This window comes from Rhodoblastus acidophilus, from assembly GCF_025961575.1.
Classification (GTDB): domain Bacteria; phylum Pseudomonadota; class Alphaproteobacteria; order Rhizobiales; family Beijerinckiaceae; genus Rhodoblastus; species Rhodoblastus acidophilus_C.
In genome coordinates this window covers 88792-108548 of record NZ_JAOQNX010000018.1, presented here as the reverse complement: position 1 = coordinate 108548, position 19757 = coordinate 88792, and the positions used below count along the sequence as shown (strand labels likewise).

Annotated in this window: 18 protein-coding genes; 13 read left to right on the top strand and 5 right to left on the bottom strand. The window is 65.2% G+C overall.

What is annotated here, in order from left to right; translation table 11 throughout:
* Positions 1-157: 157 nt before the first annotated feature.
* From M2320_RS14025 to M2320_RS14010, 4 genes are read left to right on the top strand one after another with little or no spacing between them, the layout of a single operon-like run.
* Entirely contained in the window at positions 158-316 is a 159-nt protein-coding gene (locus tag M2320_RS14025; RefSeq protein WP_264597817.1) for a c-type cytochrome, read from the top strand.
* A gap of 4 nt (positions 317-320) precedes the next feature.
* Positions 321-731 (top strand): GtrA family protein, encoded by a 411-nt coding sequence (locus M2320_RS14020; protein ID WP_264597816.1) that lies wholly within the window; start codon positions 321-323, stop codon positions 729-731.
* Between the two features lie 18 nt (positions 732-749).
* Positions 750-1250 (top strand): TspO/MBR family protein, encoded by a 501-nt coding sequence (locus M2320_RS14015; RefSeq protein ID WP_264597815.1) that lies wholly within the window; start codon positions 750-752, stop codon positions 1248-1250.
* 4 nt (positions 1251-1254) lie between these two features.
* Positions 1255-2004 (top strand): glycine-rich domain-containing protein, encoded by a 750-nt coding sequence (locus M2320_RS14010; protein WP_264597814.1) that lies wholly within the window; start codon positions 1255-1257, stop codon positions 2002-2004.
* 50 nt (positions 2005-2054) lie between these two features.
* Here the strand turns inward: M2320_RS14010 and M2320_RS14005 are convergent, their stop codons facing one another.
* Both M2320_RS14005 and M2320_RS14000 read right to left on the bottom strand, forming a co-directional pair.
* Entirely contained in the window at positions 2055-3365 is a 1311-nt protein-coding gene (locus tag M2320_RS14005; protein WP_264597813.1) for a dicarboxylate/amino acid:cation symporter, read from the bottom strand.
* 115 nt (positions 3366-3480) lie between these two features.
* Positions 3481-4068 carry a TetR/AcrR family transcriptional regulator gene (locus M2320_RS14000; RefSeq protein WP_264597812.1) on the bottom strand — a complete coding sequence of 196 codons (588 nt, stop codon included), beginning with the start codon at positions 4066-4068 and terminating at the stop codon, positions 3481-3483.
* Positions 4069-4178: 110 nt separating this feature from the next.
* Here M2320_RS14000 and M2320_RS13995 point away from each other — a divergent pair, with 110 nt between their 5' ends.
* The 6 genes from M2320_RS13995 (at position 4179) to M2320_RS13970 (ending at position 11793) form a co-directional block, all read left to right on the top strand.
* Entirely contained in the window at positions 4179-4877 is a 699-nt protein-coding gene (locus M2320_RS13995) for a PspA/IM30 family protein (RefSeq protein ID WP_264597811.1), read from the top strand.
* Between the two features lie 142 nt (positions 4878-5019).
* Positions 5020-5289 (top strand): YiaA/YiaB family inner membrane protein, encoded by a 270-nt coding sequence (locus M2320_RS13990; RefSeq protein WP_184428587.1) that lies wholly within the window; start codon positions 5020-5022, stop codon positions 5287-5289.
* Positions 5290-5373: 84 nt separating this feature from the next.
* Positions 5374-8757 (top strand): acyl-[ACP]--phospholipid O-acyltransferase, encoded by a 3384-nt coding sequence (locus tag M2320_RS13985; RefSeq protein WP_264597810.1) that lies wholly within the window; start codon positions 5374-5376, stop codon positions 8755-8757.
* A gap of 128 nt (positions 8758-8885) precedes the next feature.
* Positions 8886-9377, top strand: a complete 492-nt coding sequence (locus tag M2320_RS13980; protein ID WP_264597809.1) for a hypothetical protein — start codon at positions 8886-8888, stop codon at positions 9375-9377.
* A 425-nt stretch (positions 9378-9802) separates the two neighbouring features.
* Positions 9803-9991: a hypothetical protein gene (locus M2320_RS13975; RefSeq protein ID WP_264597808.1), complete on the top strand. Its 189-nt coding sequence runs from the start codon at positions 9803-9805 to the stop codon at positions 9989-9991.
* Between the two features lie 158 nt (positions 9992-10149).
* Positions 10150-11793: a tetratricopeptide repeat protein gene (locus M2320_RS13970; RefSeq protein WP_264597807.1), complete on the top strand. Its 1644-nt coding sequence runs from the start codon at positions 10150-10152 to the stop codon at positions 11791-11793.
* A gap of 49 nt (positions 11794-11842) precedes the next feature.
* On the opposite strand, the gene M2320_RS13965 is transcribed toward M2320_RS13970, so the two are convergent.
* The 3 genes from M2320_RS13965 to M2320_RS13955 form a co-directional block, all read right to left on the bottom strand.
* Positions 11843-12859 carry a CBS domain-containing protein gene (locus tag M2320_RS13965; RefSeq protein ID WP_264597806.1) on the bottom strand — a complete coding sequence of 339 codons (1017 nt, stop codon included), beginning with the start codon at positions 12857-12859 and terminating at the stop codon, positions 11843-11845.
* 170 nt (positions 12860-13029) lie between these two features.
* Positions 13030-13992, bottom strand: a complete 963-nt coding sequence (locus M2320_RS13960) for a nickel/cobalt transporter (protein WP_264597805.1) — start codon at positions 13990-13992, stop codon at positions 13030-13032.
* Positions 13989-14624: a DUF1007 family protein gene (locus tag M2320_RS13955; RefSeq protein WP_264597804.1), complete on the bottom strand. Its 636-nt coding sequence runs from the start codon at positions 14622-14624 to the stop codon at positions 13989-13991. Before M2320_RS13955 ends, M2320_RS13960 begins: the two co-directional genes overlap by 4 nt.
* A 129-nt stretch (positions 14625-14753) precedes the next feature.
* Here M2320_RS13955 and M2320_RS13950 point away from each other — a divergent pair, with 129 nt between their 5' ends.
* The 3 genes from M2320_RS13950 (at position 14754) to M2320_RS13940 (ending at position 19752) form a co-directional block, all read left to right on the top strand.
* Positions 14754-15884: an efflux RND transporter periplasmic adaptor subunit gene (locus tag M2320_RS13950; protein WP_264597803.1), complete on the top strand. Its 1131-nt coding sequence runs from the start codon at positions 14754-14756 to the stop codon at positions 15882-15884.
* 151 nt (positions 15885-16035) lie between these two features.
* The gene (locus M2320_RS13945; protein WP_264597802.1) at positions 16036-19101 is read left to right on the top strand and encodes a multidrug efflux RND transporter permease subunit; all 3066 of its coding nucleotides are present in this window, start codon (positions 16036-16038) and stop codon (positions 19099-19101) included.
* Positions 19102-19752, top strand: coding sequence for an alpha/beta hydrolase (locus M2320_RS13940; RefSeq protein ID WP_264597801.1), 651 nt, complete (start codon positions 19102-19104; stop codon positions 19750-19752).
* Positions 19753-19757 lie beyond the last annotated feature (5 nt).

The following is a 19757-nucleotide window of genomic DNA, read 5'->3' as shown; positions in this document are numbered from 1 at the left end:
GGCGACCGCCCGCGGCGTCGGCGCGCTCGCGCGATGCGCCAGCATCGCGCTTCGCACGCCTCCTGGCGGATCGGTTCGCCGCAGGTCAACGCAGGTGGTTCCGTCCTAAAACATCCCGCTCTAAGAGCCCAACCGTCGCCCCCGAGACTGTTTTCGCATGCGCGCCGTTTTGCCGATCGAAGCCTATCTTTACAACCAGCTCAAGGCGTTCCGCGCCGGGCGCCGGCCGCACCAGGACATGCGATATATGAGCCGCCACATGAGCGAGGACGAGATGAAGAGCCTGTCCGCCTATTACGCGCAACTGCCGCGCTGAGCCGATGCTGAGACGCCAGTTTTCCTCCTTCCTCATCGTCGGCGGCGTCGCCACCTCGGCGCATTACGCCGTCATGATCGGGCTGCGGGAGTTGGCGCATGCGCCGGTGATTCCCTCGACGCTGACGGGCTATGTCGTCGGCGGCGTCACCAATTACATCCTCAACCGCCGCCACACGTTCGCGACCGACCGCACCCATGGGGAAGCCGGCTGGCGCTTCGCTTTGGTGGCGGCCACCGGCTTCTTCATGACCTGGGCGCTGATGGCGCTGCTGGTCGGAAAGCTCGGCGCGCCCTATATTCCCGCGCAAATGTTCACCACCGGCCTGATCCTGGTGTTCAATTTCATCGTCCACCGCTTTTGGACGTTCAGGGACTTTTCGCGCGACAAACCCGTATTGAAACAAGATCGCTAAGCCTGCCCAGGAGACCTCATGACCGACGCCGCCCAATCCCCCCGTCCCGGTATGGCGCCCGGCCGCGCCGGCGTGATCGCCGCGGGCCTTGTTTTCCTCGATTCGCTGCTGGGCCAGATGGCGACCGCGCTCAATCTCGTCCCGTGGTACGAGAGCCTGCAAAAGCCCTGGTTCAATCCGCCGAACGCCGTGTTCGGCCCGGTCTGGACCTTTTTGTACTGCCTGATGGCGGTGGCGTTCTGGCGCATCCTGATGCTGCCGCGCCAGCCGGGCAAACAGGTCGCCGTTGGCCTGTTCTTGGGACAATTGCTGTTTACGGTGGCGTGGTCCTTCGCGTTTTTCGCTGCGCAAAGCCCCTTGGCCGGGCTGGCGGTGGTGATCCCGCAATGGCTCTTGGTTGTCGCGACCGGCGTCGTGTTCGGAAAATTCGATCGGCTGGCCGGCTGGCTGATCGTTCCGCTCGGCCTGTGGGTCGGTTTCGCCGCCGTGCTCAATTTCGTCATTTGGCGCATGAATTGAGGCGATGCGCGCGGAAGTCGTCATCGTCTGGACGATCCTGGCGCTGGCGATCGCGGCGCTGGTCTCCAAATCGATCAAGCTGCGCGCCGAAATTCGCCGGCGCGCCACTATCGACGATTACGCTTGGCCTCCGGGTCTGATCGACCGGTTTCGCGCGCGGCGGCCGAATCTTTCAGCCGCCGAGGTTTTCCGGGTCGAAAATGGCTTGCGGCAATATTTCCGCGCCTATCTCGCCTGCGGCATGGCCTATGTCGCCATGCCCTCGCAGGTGGTGGACGATCTCTGGCACGAGTTCATCCTGTACACCCGCGCCTATGAGGATTTTTGCCAAAAAGCCTTTGGCGGCTTCTTTCATCACACGCCGGCGCTGGCGCTCAAGCCGGCGCAGCGCGAGTCCAACGCCGGGCTGCGGCGGGTGTGGAGCGCCTGCTGCGCGGAGGAGGGGATCGATCCGCGAAAGCCCGATCGATTGCCTTTGTTGTTCGCGCTGGACGGGGAGACCCGCATTCCCGACGGGTTTCGCTACGCCACGGATTGCAAGGCGCTGCGCGCCCCCGGCGCTTTCGCGCCCTATTGCGGCGGCGATTTTGGCGACAGCTCCATAGACGGAACGACGGCGGGCTTTGGCGCGGGCGACGGCCATGGCGGCCACGGCGATGGCGGCGGTCATGGCGATGGGGGTGGCCACGGCGATGGGGGTGGCCACGGCGACGGCGGATCGTCCTGCGGCGGCGGGTGCGGCGGCGGAGATTGAACACAAAAAACCCTCCGGGTCGCCGGAGGGTTTTTTCGTTTTAGGCTGTTTCAGGCCGTGGCGGTGATCGGCTCGGCCTTGCCCGACAGCGCCGCCTTCAGCTTGGCGCGGTCGAGTTCGCCCTCCCAGGCCGCCACCACCACCGTGGCCACGCCATTGCCGATAATGTTGGTCAAGGCGCGATTCTCCGACATGAACTTGTCGATGGAGAACACGATGGCCATGCCCGGCACCAGACGCGGATCGACGGCGGCCAGAGTCGCGGCCAGGGTGATGAAGCCCGCACCGGTAATGCCGGAGGCGCCTTTCGACGTCAGCATGGCCACCAGCACGATGGTCAACTGGTGCGTCAGGTCGAGATGAACGCCGAGCGCCTGCGCGATGAACAGGGTGGCCAGCGTCATATAGATATTGGTGCCGTCGAGGTTGAAACTATAGCCGGTGGGGACGACCAGGCCGACCACGGGACGGGCGCAGCCGGCGCGCTCCAGCTTCTCCATCAGCTGGGGCAGGGCGCTCTCCGAGGAGGAGGTGCCGAGCACGATCAAGAGCTCGTCCTTGATATAGGCCAGGAACTTGAAGATGTTGAAGCCGGCCAGCGCCGCGATCGTGCCGAGCACGATGGTGATGAACAGCGCCGACGTCAAATAGAACACGCCCACCAGCGAGGCGAGGCTGCCGAGCGAGGTCGCGCCATATTTGCCGACCGTATAGGCCATGGCGCCGAAGGCGCCGAAGGGCGCGGCCTTCATCACAATGTTGATGACGCCGAACACGGCCTGCGCGGACGTGTCGATCAGCGCGCGCAGCGGCGCGCCCCTTTCGCCCAGCGCCAGCAGCGCGAAGCCCATCAGGATCGAGAACAGCAGGACTTGCAGGATGTCGCCGGCGGCAAAGGCGCCGACCACGGAATCCGGAATGATGCCGAGCAGGAAATCGACCGTGGTGCGGTGCGTGCTGGCGTATTTCTCCACCGCCGCCGCATCGCCCATCTTGCCGGAAAAACCCGCGCCGGGCTGGAACCAATTGCCGACGGCCAGACCGATCAGCAGCGCGAAAGTGGAGACGACCTCGAAATAGATCAGCGCCTTGACGCCGACGCGGCCGACCTTGCTGGCGTCCTGGATATGGGCGATGCCCGAGGACACCGTGCAGAAGATGATCGGCGCGATCACCATCTTGATCAGCTTGATGAATCCGTCGCCGAGCGCCTTGACGCCGGGCGTGGTGGAAAAGTCGGGGAAGAAAATGCCGCAGACCACGCCGAGCGCAATGGCGAACAACACCTGGACATAGAGCAGCTTGTAAAAGGGAGTTTTCTTCTTTTTCCCGGCGACCGCCGGGGCCTGCGCATCCGCCATTACCCTGCTCCGTTTCCTCAACCCGCCGTTTTGGCGTGGATTTTCGCTTATGCGCGCTTTTGTCGCGCGCAAGCAAGCGGCTTTGTTAGATTACGTTAACCTCGGTTAAATTACGTTAACCCTGCCGCGCGCCCGCGCACAAGGCCCGCACCATCTCGGAGACCTGCGCCTCCAGGGCGTCATAGGGCACGGCGACCAGCATTTCCTCCAAACCCAGCAAGACAACGCCGTGGACGGCGGAAAACCAGGTGCGCGCCAGCAATTTCCGCTGGTCTTCGCTCCTGTGCGGCGCAATCCGCCGCAGCGGTTCGAGCAGGTGGCGGAACAGGCCGAGCTGGGTTTCGACATGCCAGTCGGGCACGGCGTCGGGGTGATGTTCGAACACGGCGCGCCACAGGCCGAGGTTGTCGCGGGCGAATCGGCAATAGGCCAGCGCGGCGCCGACCAGGCTTTCCACCGGGTCTTCGCCGGTCTGCGCGGCCAGCGCGGCGTCGAGCCGGCGCAGGGTGCGCGCCGACACCAGCAGCAGGAGTTCGTCGAGGTCGCCGACCAGATTGTAGAGGCCGCCCAGCGACACCCCGACGCTCGCCGCGAGGTCCCGGGCTTTCAGCGCGGCATGGCCGGATTGCGCGATGGTCGCCTCCGCCGTTTCGATCAGGCGCTCGCGCTGGAGGGTTCGGCGGTCCTCGGTTTTGTTGGTCATGTCCGTCCCCTAACGCCCCGCTGTGAACTTTGTTCAAATTTTCTCTTGAACGGTGTTCAAAATCGCGCTACAGATGAGTTGTGAACAATGTTCATATCACGGGGATCGCAATGTTCAAGACGCTCGTCACACTGTTTCGCGCCCGGACCTTTGTCGCTGAAGAGACTTTTTCGGACGCCCACGCCCTGACCCTTCTCGACCAGCAGATCCGGGATTGCGGCGCAGCGCTGACCCGGGCGAAAAAGGCCATGGCCCTCGCCGCGGCCCAGCATCAGGCGGAGACCCGCCGGCTGGCGACGCTGGAGGCGCATATTGCCGAACTCGATTCCCGCGCCTGCGCCGCGCTGAAGCAGGGCCGCGACGATCTGGCCCTGGAGACGGCCGGTCTGCTCGCCGATCTGGAAGCCGACCGCGACGCCGCGGGCCGCGCCTGCGAGCTGACCGAGCGGGAATGCGAAAAGATGCGCGCGCGGCTGCGCAAGTCGGAGGCCCGGCTCGCCGAGCTCAACCGGGGCCGCGCGCTCGTACGGGCCAAGGAATCGCTTGGCCAATTGCGCCGCGACGCGCAGGCGGACAATGTTTTTCGCGCCGGTTTTGAGGAGGCGGAGGCGACCCTGGCCCGACTCACCCAGCGCCAGCAGCTGGCCGACGACGCCGAACAGGCCTTGGCTGGGTTTGAACACGAGCGTTCCCCCGAAAAAATGACGGAAAAACTTGCGGAGGCCGGCTGCGGCCGGCGTCTGCGCGCCAGCGCCGAGGAGGTTTTTGCCCGGCTGCGGGAGAAGAACGCCGCAATGTCCGCTGCGTGATGTGCGTCATGCGGGCATCTACGCCAAGCCGCGCGTAAAATTCTGTTCAGCTTGCGCTGCGGCGCCGCGTGGATGGCCGGGACAAGCCCGGCCATGACGGCCCAGACATTTGTTTTCGCAATGTTTTACAAGGAAAATCCTCATGAACCAGAACGCCGCCAGCCACTCCTCCGCCTGGGTCACCTTCACTTACGCCACATTCGTGCTGGCCTTTGTCATGGTCGGCGCCGGCATCTTCTTCCTGCCCGTCGACCTCTGGACCAAATCCTATCTCGGCATGGGCGTGATCATGCTGGTGCAGTCCTGCGTCTCCGTGACCAAGACCGCCCGCGACAAGCATGAAGCGGAAAAACTGCTCAACCGCATCGAGGAAGCCAAGACCGAACGGCTCTTGATGGACATCAACAAGTGACGCTTAATCGGGACCCATGACCGGGTCCCGCGCGTCAACAAAAAATTTCCGGTTTCGGCCGCATTTGGCCTTGGGGAGGATCAGATGTTGGACTTGATGACCGCGCGCCGGTTCGCGCCTCTGTTCTGGACGCAGTTCCTGTCGGCCTTCAACGACAATTTTCTGAAAAACGCGCTGGTCTTCCTGATCATGTTCAAAATGGCGGGCGAGGCCTCGCAGGCGCAATCGCTGGTGACGCTCGCCGGCGGCCTGTTCATCCTGCCCTTCTTCCTTTTGTCGGGGCTCGGCGGCGAAATGGCCGACCGTTTCGACAAGGCCATGATCGCGCGGCGGCTCAAACTCTCCGAAATGCTCGCCGCCGCTTTGGCCGTCGGCGGCTTCGCCCTTCACTCCATTCCCATGCTGTTTGTCGCGCTCGGCCTGTTCGGCTGCATTTCCGCTCTGTTCGGGCCGATCAAATACGGCATCCTGCCCGACCATCTGCAAAAGCGCGAACTTCCCGCCGGCAACGCCCTGATCGAGGGCGCGACCTTCGTCGCCATCCTGCTCGGCACGCTCGCCGGCGGCTTTGCCTCCAAGGGCGGCGGAAATCCCGCGCATTTCGCCTGGGCCATGCTCGGCGTCGCCGCCGCCTGCTATGTCGCCAGCCTGTTCATCCCCGCAACCGGCGAGGCCGCCCCCGACCTCAAGGTCGAAAAGAACATTTTTAAATCCACCGGCCGGCTGATCGGCGATTTGTGGGCGGATAGCCGCCTGTGGCGCGCCGGCGTGATGGTCAGCCTGTTCTGGATGTTCGGCGCCATCGCGCTCTCCCTGCTGCCGCCGCTGGTCAAAATGCAGCTCGGCGGCGACGAAATGGCCGTCTCCTATTATCTCGCCGCCTTCGCCGTGGCGGTGGCGCTGGGTTCGGGGCTCGGAGCGTTCCTGTGCGCCGGCCGCATCGTGCTGCTGCCCGCGCCGGTCGCGACGCTGGCCATGGGTGTCTTCTCCGTCGAACTGGCGCTGGCGCTCAACGGCAGCGGCGCGTTGCCGCAGGGGGACTTCTTCAGCCACCCCCTGGCCTGGCGGGTCGGCGCCGACCTGTTCGGCCTCGCCTTTGCCGGCGGCGCGCTCGCCGTGCCCAGTTTCTCGGCGGCTCAGGCCTGGGCCGACGCCGACAAGCGGGCCCGCGTCGTGGCCGCCATCAACGTGCTCAACGCCGCCTTCATGGTTCTCGGCGCGATCGCCGTCGCCGCGCTCCAGGCGCTTGGGCTTGACTTTGCGGCGCTGTTTGGCCTGATGGGCGCGACCTGTTTCGTTGCGGCCCTCTGGATGTTCAAGACCCTGCCGACCAACGCTTTAAGCGACTTTCTCTCCATTGTTTTCCGCGCCTTCTATCGCGTGGAGGTCGTCGGACGCGAGAACATCGCCAAGGCCGGGCCGAACTGCATCGTCGCCCTCAATCATGTCAGCTTCTTGGACGCGCCGCTCGCCTTCTCGCTGCTCGAGGGCAAGCCGGTCTTCGCCATCGACTCCCAGATCGCCAAGGCCTGGTGGGTGAAGCCGTTCCTGCGCTTCGCCCGCACCTATGCGCTCGACCCGACCAAACCGCTCGCCACGCGCGGCCTGATCAAGGAGGTGCGCGAGGGCGCCTCGCTGGTGATCTTTCCCGAAGGCCGGCTGACGGTTACGGGCTCGCTGATGAAGGTCTATGACGGCGCCGGCATGATCGCCGAAAAGGCGGGCGTCAAAGTCGTGCCGGTCCGCCTCGACGGTTTCGAGGCCACCGCCTTCTCCCGCCTGTCGCGCGAACAGGCCCCGCGCCGCTGGTTTCAAAAGGTGCGCGTCACCGTGCTCGAGCCCGTCGAGCTGAAGGTGGACGAAAAGCTCCGCGGCAAGGCGCGGCGCATGGCCGCCGGCGCCGCGCTCTACCAGGTGATGTCGGACCTCGTGTTCCGCACCACCGACGCCAACAAGACGCTGTTGCATGCGGTGATCGAGGCGGCGGAGAAATATGGCGTCGGCCGCGTCGCGGTGGAAGACCCGATCGGCGGCGCGCTCACCTACAAGAAATTGCTGATCGGCGCGCGGGCGCTGGGCGAAAAGCTCGATGCTCTGGCCGAACCCGGCGCGCCCATCGGCCTGATGCTGCCCAATTCCAATGCGGCGGCGGTGGCGGTGCTCGGCCTGTCCTCGGCCAATCATCCCCCGGCCATGATCAATTTCACCGCGGGGCCGGCCAATATCATCGCCGCCTGCGCGGCGGCCAAGGTGGACACGATCGTCTCCTCGCGCGGCTTCATCGAAAAGGCCAATTTGCAGGCGCTCGTCGACCGGGTCGGCGAAAAGGTCAAGTTCGTCTGGCTCGAGGACGTCAAGACGACGATTTCGACCCTCGACAAGCTGCGCGCCATGATCAACGCGCGCAAGCCGATCCACGAGAGCGACCCGGAAGCCTGCGCGGCCATTCTCTTCACGTCAGGGTCGGAAGGCGCGCCAAAAGGCGTGATGCTGTCGCACCAGAACATCATGTCCAATGTCGCGCAGGCGGCGGCGCGCATCGATTTCGGCCCGCAGGACCGCATTTTCAACGTCCTGCCGGTGTTCCACTCCTTCGGGCTGACGGCGGGCATGCTGCTGCCGCTGGCCTCCGGCGTGCCGCTCTACCTCTATCCCTCGCCGCTGCACTACCGGGTGATCCCGGAACTGGTCTATGGCCAGAACGCCACCATTCTGTTCGGCACCGACACGCTGCTGGCGGGATACGCGCGCTCGGCGCACCCCTACGATTTCCGCTCGCTGCGCTATGTCATCGCTGGCGCGGAGGCCGTGAAGGCGGCGACCCGGAAAGCCTATGACGAGAAATTCGGCCTGCGCATCCTCGAAGGCTATGGCGTCACCGAATGCGCGCCGGTGTTGGCGCTGAACACGCCGATGTTCAACAAATTCGGCACGGTCGGCCGGCTGCTGCCGGGCATTGAGGCCAAACTTGAGCCGGTGCCAGGCATTTCGGAAGGCGGGCGCCTGCATGTGCGCGGCCCCAACATCATGATGGGCTATCTGCGCTCGGAAAATCCCGGACTCATCGAAAAGCCGGCCGACGGCTGGCACGACACCGGCGACATCGTCGACATCGACGCCCAGGGTTTCGTCGCGATAAAAGGCCGGGCCAAGCGTTTCGCCAAGATCGGCGGCGAAATGGTGTCGCTGGCCGCGGTCGAGGCTTTGGCCAGCGCCTTCTGGCCGGAGGCCAAGCTCGCGGTGGTGACGGCGCCCGATCCGCGCAAAGGCGAAAAGCTGATCCTGCTCACCGAACACGCCAACGCCAACCGCAGCGATTTCATCCCCTTCGCCAAGGGCATGGGCGCCACCGAACTGATGCTGCCGGCGCAGGTGGTGGTGGTCGACGAAATTCCGCTGCTCGGTTCGGGCAAGATCGACTATCCCGCCGTGAACCGCATGGCGGCGGAAATGGCCGCGGCGGCGTAAGCGCCCGCGCTCTCACGAAGGTGTGATCGGCGCTCTGGCCCCGCTGCGCGGCCGGCGCCCGCCGTTAATCTTGAGTTCAGGCATGAACCGCGTAAGCTTCGCGCCTGAAGAAAGAGGAGTGAGCGTCGATGGCGTCATCTTTCGTGAAATTCGCATTGAGCGCGGCGGTCGCCGTATCGATTTCGGCTTTTGCCGATCCCGCGGAGGCCCGCGGCGGCGGGTTCGGCGGCGGTCATGGCGGATTTGGCGGCGGCGGCTTTGGTCACGGCGGTTTCGGCGGCGGCGGCTTCGCCCATGGCGGCGGCTGGGGACATGGCGGCGGCTGGCACGGCGGCGGCTGGGGGCACGGACCCGGTTGGGGGCGCCCGGGCTGGGGCGGCGGCGGTTGGGGCCGTCCTGGTTGGGGCGGCGGCGGCTGGGCGCGTCCCGGCTGGCGTCCGGGCTGGCGTTATCCCGGTTGGGGCTATGCCGGCTGGGGAGGCGGCTGGGGCTGGGGCGGAGGTTGGGGCGTCCCGGTCTATGCCGGCTACGACTATTACGACAGCTATTGCGTCCTGCGTCGCGTCACCGTTCAGACCCCCTATGGCTGGCGCCGGCGCCTCGTGCGCATCTGCAATTGAGTCGAGAGAGACTGGTTGAGTCGAAGAGAGAGACCGGCGCGATCGCGCCGGTCTCTCTTTATTATATTCGTTCTTTTTCACGCGCGCCGCGTCAGCTTACTTAACGGCGCCATCGCATCCCTGTTTTCCGCTCTCGCGCCATGGCGATGCTGCGGCGACGACTGTGTGAAACGCATTTTCTTATAAAACTTATTTCAATAACCAACGCGTCAAAGTTAACCCATACAATTAACACTTACATCAAAGACCGTTGGTTTCGTTAGCCGGAAGTAACCGTCACGCGGCTGTCATATGCGTATTTTCGTGCCCTAGTCAGGGGGCGCGCCGAAACTGGGAGGCCAGAGCGCGCGCCCCGTCGCCGTGTTTGCGGCGCGGGACTCTTAAATTTGGAGTCTTTCATGTTCCAAGAACATCTGGAACGCAGTTTGATCGAGCTGAACTTCGCCCTGGCGGACCTTGTGTATGACGGCGACAGCGAGCGCTCGGGAATCGATCCGCAAGAGATCGGCCCCGTCATTGCGATGATCGAAGCGTTGCGCGACAGGGTCTCATTCTTCTGCGAACGCGCGCAAGCCGGCGGTTCAGCCGCGCCCGCCGCTCGCCTCAGCGCCTGAGGGCGCCCCGTTCCGGGGGCCGGCCGTCAGCGGTCGGTCCCTTCGCGCGCCAGCAACTCGGCATTGCGGTAGTTCCTGACGGCGACCTCTTATTGAACCTTCAAACCCCTGCGCCTATTTATGTGAATTGCTGAATTCTTCTGCCGAGGTCTTCGGTCATGGGCGTGGCTTTCGTGAACGAGCGCATGGACGCGGAGCGCGGGGCCGAAGAGCTTGCCGCCGAGGACAAGCGCGCGGCGCTGCGGCGCGTTCTTGACAGCGTCGAATTCGCGACCTCTCCGCGCGCAAGGGACTTCCTCACCTATATTGTCGAGGAGGAGATCGCGGGGCGGTCGGAGCGCGTCAAAGCCTATACGATCGCCACCGAAGCCCTGGGGAAGACCGAATCCTTTAACGCCGACGTCCAGTCCGCCGTCCGCGTGCAAGCCAAGCGGGTGCGCGAACAGCTGAACGCCTATTATGGCTGTTCGGGCCAGGCCGACGCTATTATCATCGATGTGCCGCGCGGCGGCTATGTCCCGGTCTTCCGGCGCCGGGAGTCCTCCCCTGGCCAAGGCGAGCCGGCCGCCGTCTCCGCCGCGCCCGGGCAGGCCTCGCCGGCGGCGCCTGCGCGCACGCGCCTGTGGCGCAATGGCCTGCTGGCGCTGCTGGCGCTTGCGGCGATCGTCGCCGTCCTCGCCTTTCGAGGCCTTCGTGGCCCGGCGCTGGTGACCGACGTGCCGACGCTTTACATCGTCACGTCCGAGAAGCTGCCCGACGCCCGACTCGCGGCGATCGCGGACCGTTACGCGACGGCGTTGAAAACCCGGCTCAGCAAGTTCGAGGATGTCCGGGTCACCGACGACCGTCCGTCCGGCGATTTCTACGAGGTTGAACTCAGCTTTTTCCCCAAGAAGGACGGCACGGTAGAGGCCGTCGTTCAAGTCGACAATGTGCGCGACGAACAATTGTTCAGCCAGGAGACTGTCATCGGCGCCGACGAGAACGCGGACATGCGCGCCGTCGCCGAGCTTTCCGCCAAGATCGCCGAACCCTATGGCGTCGTCTATTCCGACATGGTCGCCCGGCCGCTCGGCGGCGAGCAGAAATGCGTGATCGGCAGTTACGAATATTTCCGCAATGGCGGTCCCGGGGACTTGCCCGGCATCGAGCAATGCCTGCGCGGCGCGGTCGCGGCCAGGCCGCGCTCGGTGCGCGCGCTCGCCACATTGTCGCGCATCCTGCTTGAGGAATATCGCCTGGGCCTGGCGCCCCCGGGCGCGGATCCGCTGGACGAAGCCGACAAGCTGGCGACGCGGGCGGCGGAGGCCGCGCCGCAGCGGGCGCGCGCCATGAGCGCGATCTTCGAGGTTCGCTTCTTCCAAAAACGCTACGACGAAGCTTTCGCGGCGGCGGAGCGGGCGCTGGGGCTCTATCCCGATTCCTCCTGCCTGCTCTATCGCGTCGGCGCGACGCGCATGGCGCGCGGCGATTTCGACCAGGGGCGGGCTTTGTTCGAGCGCGCCCACAAGCTCAATCCGGTTCAGCCCGCCTGGACGCAGTTCTTCTCCTTCCTCGACGCCTTGAATCGGGGGGACGAGACCGCGGCGGCGCGCGCGGCGCTGACGCCGGGGACCGAGAAGACGGCGCCCGGCCTGCTGGCGCGCGCGGCGCTGGCGCAGCGGCGCAACGAGCCGGAGGAGAGGCGCAAAAATCTGGACGCGCTGGCGCAGCGCTTTCCGCAATTCGCCGCCGACCTTCCGGCCGCTTTCGATCGCATCGGCTTGGCCCCGTCATTGCGCAAGCTGGTCGCCGGGGTCTAGCCGGCGCCGAGCGGAGCCCGCCTAGGCTGGCGTCTCGAAGGGCGAGGCGTCAGCCGTCGCGGCCCCAGACGAGCGACAGCTCGGCCTCGCCGGGAAAGCCGTCCGGGAAGCTGGAAATGCGCGCCGCGAGCGCGTAGCCCAGCGGCTTCAACGCGCTCTCCCAGCGCAGGAAGAAGTCGGCGGCCTTGCCGCGCAGGCTCGCCGGCCAGTCGGGGGAGGGCAGGTTGATGGCGCGGCCGGCGTCCGCGCACAGGGCGACCGGGAAGGTGAGGGCGACGCAGCTGGTTTCGCCGCGGCGCGCCGCCTCGAAAGCCTGGGCGAGCAGACGGCTCATTTCCTCGTCGGTGAATTTGGCGTGCAACAGCTCTTTGACGGCTTCGTCGCGCTTGGCCTTGGCCTGGCGGGCGACATCCGCCTTCAGTTCGACCTTGCGGCGTTCGTAGTCCGCGACCAGTTTTTTCAGCTCGGCCGCCTCGACGACGCCCGCGGGCGCGGGTTCTGGCTGTGGCGGTTTCGCCGCCGGCAGTCCGGCGGCTTCGATCGCCGCCTCGAACTCGTCCGGCGTCGGCAGCGGGCGGGCGGTCGGGCGCTGCGGGGCGAAATAGCGCAGCAGGCCGGAGCGGCCGACAATGCCGGTCACCTTGCCGTCGCGGGTCACCACCAGGCGGCGCAGCCGGTGTTCCGCCAGCTTTTCGGCGGCCTCGACCAGGCTCGCGTCCTCGTCGATGCAGATCGCCGGCGTGGCCATGATGCGGCGGACCTGGTCGGCCTCGCATTCCAGCGCTTCGAGATAGGCCGACGAGATCGCCTGGCCCTCGGAAATATAGCGCAGCCAGGCCTCGCGCTGTTTGGCGCGCTCCGCGGCGTCGGCGTAACGGAAATCGCTCTCGCTGACCACGCCGATGGGCCGGTTTTCGGCGTCGACCACGGGCAGGCCGCTGACCCGCAGCTTGATCATGATTTCCGCAGCGTGGCAGGCGGAATCCTCGGGATGCACCGAAGGCACTGACGCATTCATGGCGTCGCGGACCCGCTTCTGCTCGAAAAGTTTGTGGGGAGCGGTCATGGCGGCCTCCTGCGAGGGTAATTTTTGGGGCCCAAGAATATGCCCTTTATTCGTCCGATCAAAGGCGAGGTTCAGAGCATTGTCAAGGCGGTCTTGCGCTGGATGCGTGTAAAGAAAACGTAAAAAAGGAAGTTGGAACAGTCTGGTGAACAATTGTTCATCGAATTGTTCTAGCCCCCGGAAACCCAGACGCCCGCCAGCAGCGACAAGCCCAGCAAAAGCACGGCCAGCGCCGCGCCCGCTTCGACCGCGCGCGCGAAAATCTCGGCGCGGCGGCTTTTTGCGCCGAGCAGGCGCGTCATCGCCGATTTGAACAGCACGGCCCCCGCCGCGAGCCCGGCGGTGGTCAGCGCCGTGCCCGCCGCCATGGCGAGCGTCGCCCAGACTCCGATGCGAAACGCGCCGAGCGCGGCGGAAAACACCAGCACCAGTATCGCGCCGGAACAGGGGCGCGAGCCCGCCGCCAGCACGGTGGCCGCGCCCTGGCGCCAGGATAGCTCACCGGCGAGCCCTTTGGGGTCGGGCGCGACGCAATGCGGGCAATCCGCGGGATGGGACTCGCCGCCGTCATCGCATTTGAAGCGCGACGGGGGCGGCGGCGGGCGCAGCGCCGCGACCAGCGCCGCGCCTTTTCGCCACAGCAGCCAGCCGCCGAAACCGGCGATCAGCGCATAAGCGGTCTTTTCCACCAGCGAGGTCGCGGCGGTCATGGTTTGCGCCGTGGCGCCGAGCAGCAGCGAGGCTACGCCCACCAGGGCGATGGCGACCAGCGCCTGCCAGCCGGCGGAGAGGAACGACAGAGCGATCCCGCGTTTCATCGCCCGCTCGTTGGCGAGCATGTAGGAGGAAATCACCGCCTTGCCATGACCGGGGCCCGCCGCGTGAAACACCCCATAGGCGAAGGCGGCGGCGGCCAGCGACAGCAGCGCCGAGGGGTCGTGAAGGGCGGCTTCGACGCCGGTCCGAAGAGTCTTATAAAAATCCGCCTGCTGATGCAGCAGCCACAGGCCGATACGCCCGACATCGCCGACCGAGCCTTCGTCGACCCCGAGGGAAAACGGGTTTCTCTTGCCGATCTGCGCCAGCGCCGGGCTGGACGCCAGACCCAGGGCCGCGACAACCAAAGCCCTCATGGGCAGGCCACCAGGGTGCGCGGCGCGAGCTTCACGCCGAAATCCTGGCCCGGCGCCAGCCCGGACAAATAGCTTTCGGTCATTTTACTCTGGTCCGAGGCGCTGAGCGGTTCGGGCTTGATCGTGCTCATCGAGCAGCCTGAGGGCGGATTTTTCAGGATCACCGGGTCCTTCTTCTCCAGCTCGATGCTGACGAAATAGGTGGGGTCGTAAACCATGAAGGTGATCGGCTTGTGCGCCGAAACCGGCGTTTTCAGCGGCAGGGTGAAGCGCAGCGTGACGATTTTCTGCGCGTCGGCCTCGAGCGAATAATCCCGCGGTTCGCCGAATTCCTGGTAGGTCGGCCCGGTCTTAACCGCGGTGAAATACTGGAATTCGGCCAGGGATTCGACATTGGTCTTGGCCAGCGGCGCCAGCTCCTCGCGGGTCGGCGGCTGGCCGTCCTTGCCCAGGCCCTGCACGGCGAAGGCGGAATACATTTCGTCAAAGGTCCAGATGTGCCGGATCGCCTCCACGCGTCCCTGCGCGTCGAACAAAACCTCCTCGCGGGCGGCGACCCAGACATGCGGATGCGCCAGGGCCGGCCCGCTGAGGGCCGCGAGCATCAAAGCCGACGTCAACACTCTCGCCACGATTCGCCTCCATAGCGCTTAGGAATAGCGGAACTCTGGCGAAAGCGAGGCGATTGTGACTCAAAAGTCATTTGCCCTTTCGCTTCCGCCTCCTTACAAAGCGCTTCGCATTGAGCACAGACGGAAATCATGCGCGTCAGGTCTTTTCTCCTCACCCTCGTCATACTGTCGGCCGTGGTCGGCGGGCTGGCCTACTTCCAGTTTATGGTCAAGCCCTCGATGGTCGCGGGCTTCATGGCCAAAATGCCGCGTCCGGTCAGCGGCGTCTCGGTCGAGGCGGCGCGGTCCGAAACCTGGACGCCCCGCCTCGCCGCCATCGGCTCGTTCAAGGCCGTGCCCGGCATTGATGTCGCTGGGCAGCTCGCCGGCATTATCGCCGAAGTCGCGGTGAAGAACGGCCAGGACGTGCCCCAGGGCGCGCTGCTGTTTCGCATCGATGACGCCATCGAGCAGGCCGAGCTGAAATCCAACGCCGCCACGTTGAAGAACGCCGAGGTCGCCTACCAGCGCCAGCAATCGCTGCTGGCGCGCGGGGTGGCCGCCCAGGCCAATCTCGACGCCGCCATCGCGGCGCGCGACACAGCCGCCGCCGCCGTGGAGCGCGCCAAGGTGATCATCGCGCAAAAGACCATCCAGGCTCCGTTCGCCGGGCGCATCGGCATTCGCAAGGTCGATGTCGGCCAATATGTGGCCGCCGGCGCCGCGCTGGTGAGCTTGCAGCAGCTCGACCCGATCTATATCGATTTCCCCGCGGCGGAGCAGTTCTTCAGCGATCTGGCCATCGGCCAGACGGTGACGGCGCAGGTCGACCTGCTCGGCGGGTTGAAAGTTTCGGGAAAAATCGTCAACCTCGACGCCCGGGTGGACCGCGAAACCCGCACGCTGCTGGTGCGCGCCGAAATGTCCAATCCGGACAAAAAAGTGCTGCCGGGCATGTTCGGCAATGTCGAGGTCGAGGCGGGCAAGCCCCACGAGGTCGTCTCCGTGCCGCGAACGGCCATCGCCTATTCGCTCTACGGCGATTCCGTCTATGTCGTCGTGCCGCAGGACGAGCAGAAAGGCTTTGACGGCCCGCTGCGCGCCGAGCGGCGTTTTGTCCGCCTGGGCGACACCCGCGACGAGCGCGTAGCCATCGCCGAAGGGGTGAAGGCTGGCGAAAAAGTGGTGACGCAGGGCCAGATCAAGCTTCAGCCCAATATGCCGGTGACGATCGAGGCCAATTCGGGCCTGCCGCCGCAAAAGCCGCTGCCGCTGCAATGACGCTGTTTCGTCCCCATGTGCATGGTTCGAGACGCGCCCTGCGGGCGCTCCTCACCATGAGGGGGTTTTTCTACAAGTAGCCCTCATCCTGAGGAGCCTGCGCGGCAGGCGTCTCGAAGGGCGGGGGCGGTCCACGCATCTTGGATAAGTTATGGGCGCCTTTACCGATCTCTTCATCCGCCGTCCCGTCTTGGCGAGCGTCGTCAGCCTGCTGATCCTGCTGGTCGGCGCGCAGGCCGGATTCCAGATGCAGATCCGGCAATATCCCGCTCTGTCCTCGGCGACCATCACCATCACGACGAGCTATCCCGGCGCCAATGCCGACGTGATCAAGGGCTATATCACCACGCCCATCGAACAGGCGGTGGCGAGCGCCGAGGGCATCGACACGATGGTGTCGAGCTCGCAGCAGAACACCTCGCTGATCACGCTCAACCTGCGCCTCAACGCCAATGCCGACCGCGCCGTCACCGACGTCTTGGCAAAGGTCAACCAGGTCAAATATTTGTTGCCGCGCGAGGCGCTCGACCCTGTGGTGGTCAAGCAGGCGGGCCAGAGCACGGCGCTGATGTATATGTCGTTCAACTCGGCCGACCTCACGGGGCCGCAGATCAACGACTATCTGTCGCGCGTGGTGCAGCCGGCGCTGCAAACCATCGACGGCGTCGCCAGCGCCCAGATTCTCGGCGGGCAGAATTTCGCCATGCGCGTCTGGCTCGATCCCGACCGCATGGCGGCGCGCGGCGTCACGGCGGCCGACATTCGCCTCGCCCTGATCGCCAACAATTTCACCTCCGCCGCCGGCCAGATCAAATCCGACTATACACAGGTCTCGATCGACGCGCAGACCTCGCTCGAAAGCGCCCGGGCGTTCTCGCAGCTCACCGTGTCCAACCGTGGCGACGCGCTGGTGCGGCTCGGCGATGTCGCCAAAATCCAGCTCGGGCCGGAAAACGCCGAATCCTCCGCCGTGTTCGACGGGCTCAAGGCGGTGTTCATCGGCATTTACGGCACGCCGACCGCCAATCCGCTCAGCGTGATCGCCGACGTTCGCAAAGCTTTTCCGAATCTCCAGGCGGGCCTGCCCGCCGGCCTCAAGGCGTCGATCGCTTATGACGCCACCGAATTCATCCGCGCCTCGATCCACGAGGTGCAGAAGACGCTCATCGAAGCGGTCCTGATCGTCGTTCTGGTCATCTTCCTGTTCCTCGGCGACCTCCGCTCGACCATCATCCCGCTGATCACCATCCCGCTGTCGTTGATCGGCGTGATGCTGTTCATGCTGCTGCTCGGTTATTCCATCAACCTCTTGACGCTGCTGGCCTTCGTGCTCGCCATCGGCCTCGTCGTCGACGACGCCATCGTCGTGGTGGAAAACATTTATCGCCATATCGAGGAGGGCATGACCCCCTTCGACGCGGCGATCAAGGGCGCGCGCGAAATCGCGCTTCCTGTGATCGGCATGACCGTGACGCTCGCGGCGGTCTATGCGCCGATCGGCTTTGTCGGCGGCCTCTCCGGCGCCTTGTTCAAGGAATTCGCCTTCACCTTGGCGGGCTCGGTGGTCGTGTCCGGCTTCATCGCGCTGACGCTGTCGCCGATGATGTGCTCGCGGCTGCTGCGCTCGCATCGCCACGAGGACGGCAAGAAGGGGCTCGCCGAAAAACTCGACGTGATCTTCGAAAAACTGCGGCTGCGCTACGAGGCCCGGCTGCATCGGGCGCTGAACAATCGGCCGGTGATTTTGCTCTATCTTGCGGCGGCTTTGGCGCTGACCGGCGTGTTCTATTTCTCCACGCCGCGCGAATTGGCGCCCGAGGAGGACCAGGGCTTTCTGCTGACCATGGTCAAGACGCCGCAATCGGCCAATCTCGATTATATGGAGCAGGTCACCGGCAATCTGCAGCGCGTGCTCGACGGCGTGCCGGAAAAGGACCATGTGTTCGCCATCAACGGCTCGCAGGGCGTCACCCAGGGCATCGCCGGCATGATTCTCAAACCCTGGGGCGAGCGCGAAAAGAACCAGAAGCAGGTGCTGCAGGGGCTCGGTCCAAAACTCGCGGAAATTCCGGGCGGGCAGGTGGTGGCCTTCGCCCTGCCGTCGCTGCCGGGCAATTCCGGCGGCGCGCCGGTGCAATTCGTCATCCGCACCGCCGGCGACTTCCAGACCCTGTCCGGCGTGCTCGACCGCCTGCAGGCCGAAGCGGCCAAGAGCGGCCTGTTCATCTTCACCGACGGCGATTTGAAGTTCAACACGCCGCAGCTCGAGGTGAAGATCGACGCGGCCAAGGCCAATGCGCTCGGCATTTCCATGCAGGACATCGGCGCGACCCTCGCCACTTTCCTGGGCGGCAATTATGTCAACCGCTTCAGCCTGTACGGCCGCTCCTATCAGGTGATCCCGCAGGCGCCGCGCGAGTTCCGCCTCGATTCGGACTGGCTGACCCGCTACCAGCTGCGCACCGGTTCGGGGGCGCTGACGCCGCTGTCGACGGTGGTGCAGATCAAGGAGAAGATTCAGCCCAACGCTTTGACCTCGTTCCAGCAATTGAACGCGGCGACCCTGTCGGGCGTGCCGTTCCCCGGCCGCACCGTGGGCGAGGCGCTCGATTTCCTCAAAGCCAAGGCGACGGAAATCTTCCCCGAGGGCTACACTTACGATTTCCTCGGCGAGAGCCGGCAATATGTGCAGGAGGGCTCGACGCTGGCGCTGGCCTTCGGCTTCTCGCTGATCGTCATCTATCTCGTGCTCGCCGCCCAGTTCGAAAGCTTTCGAGATCCGTTCATCATCCTGATCGCGCTGCCGACCTCGATGTTTGGCGCGCTGCTGCCGCTCAACATTCTGGGTTTCTTCGGCGCGGCCTCGATCAACATCTACACCCAGATCGGCCTGATGACGCTGATCGGGCTGATCTCCAAGCATGGCATCCTCATGGTGGATTTCGCCAACGCCATGCAGCGCAGCCAGGGTCTGTCGCCGCGCGAGGCGATCGAACATGCGGCCGGCGTGCGCCTGCGCCCGATCCTGATGACCACCGCCGCCATGGTGATCGGCGTGATTCCGCTGATCATGGCCGCCGGCGCCGGCGCCAAGAGCCGCGCCGCCATCGGCATCGTCATCGCCGCCGGCATGAGCATCGGCACGATGTTCACCTTGTTCGTCACGCCGACGGTCTATTCCTTCCTGGCGCGCGACCATCGCAAGGAGCAGCTCTGAGTGGCCGACGGGGTCGTCCTTCTCCACGGCCTCGGCCGCACGCCGGCCTCCATGTGGGGAGCGCAGGCCTTTTTGGAGATGCGCGGCTTCCACACCTTGAATCCGGGCTATCCCTCGCGCCGCGCGTCGGTCGATGACCACGCGGCGCGGCTCGCATCCCGTGTGAAAAATTTTGCCGAAAAGCTCGACGGCGAGCTGCATTTCCTCACCCATTCCATGGGCGGGCTGGTCGCCTGGGCGCTGATCGCCCGAGAGCGCCCAAAGAATCTGGGCAAAGTGGTGATGCTGGCGCCGCCGCTCGGCGGCAGCGAAATCGCCGATTTCATCGCCGGCAGCGCGCTGCTGCGGCCGCTGTTCGGCCCGGCCATCGACGACCTCACCTGTTCCGCCGAGCGCGGGCCCATCGATTTTCCGGTGGGCGTGATTGCGGGCGACCGCACGCTCAACCCGCTTTTGTCTTATTTCTTCCTGCGCGGCCCCAATGATGGCAAAGTGACGGTGGCGCGCACGCGCCTGCCCGGGCTCGCCGATCATATTTGCCTGCCGGCGACCCATACGCTGCTGCCCTGGGATTTTGACGCGCTGCGCCAGGCCGTGGTGTTTTTTCGCGAGGGCGCTTTTCAAAAGAAGGGGCTGGAGCGCGTGCGCTAAAGCTT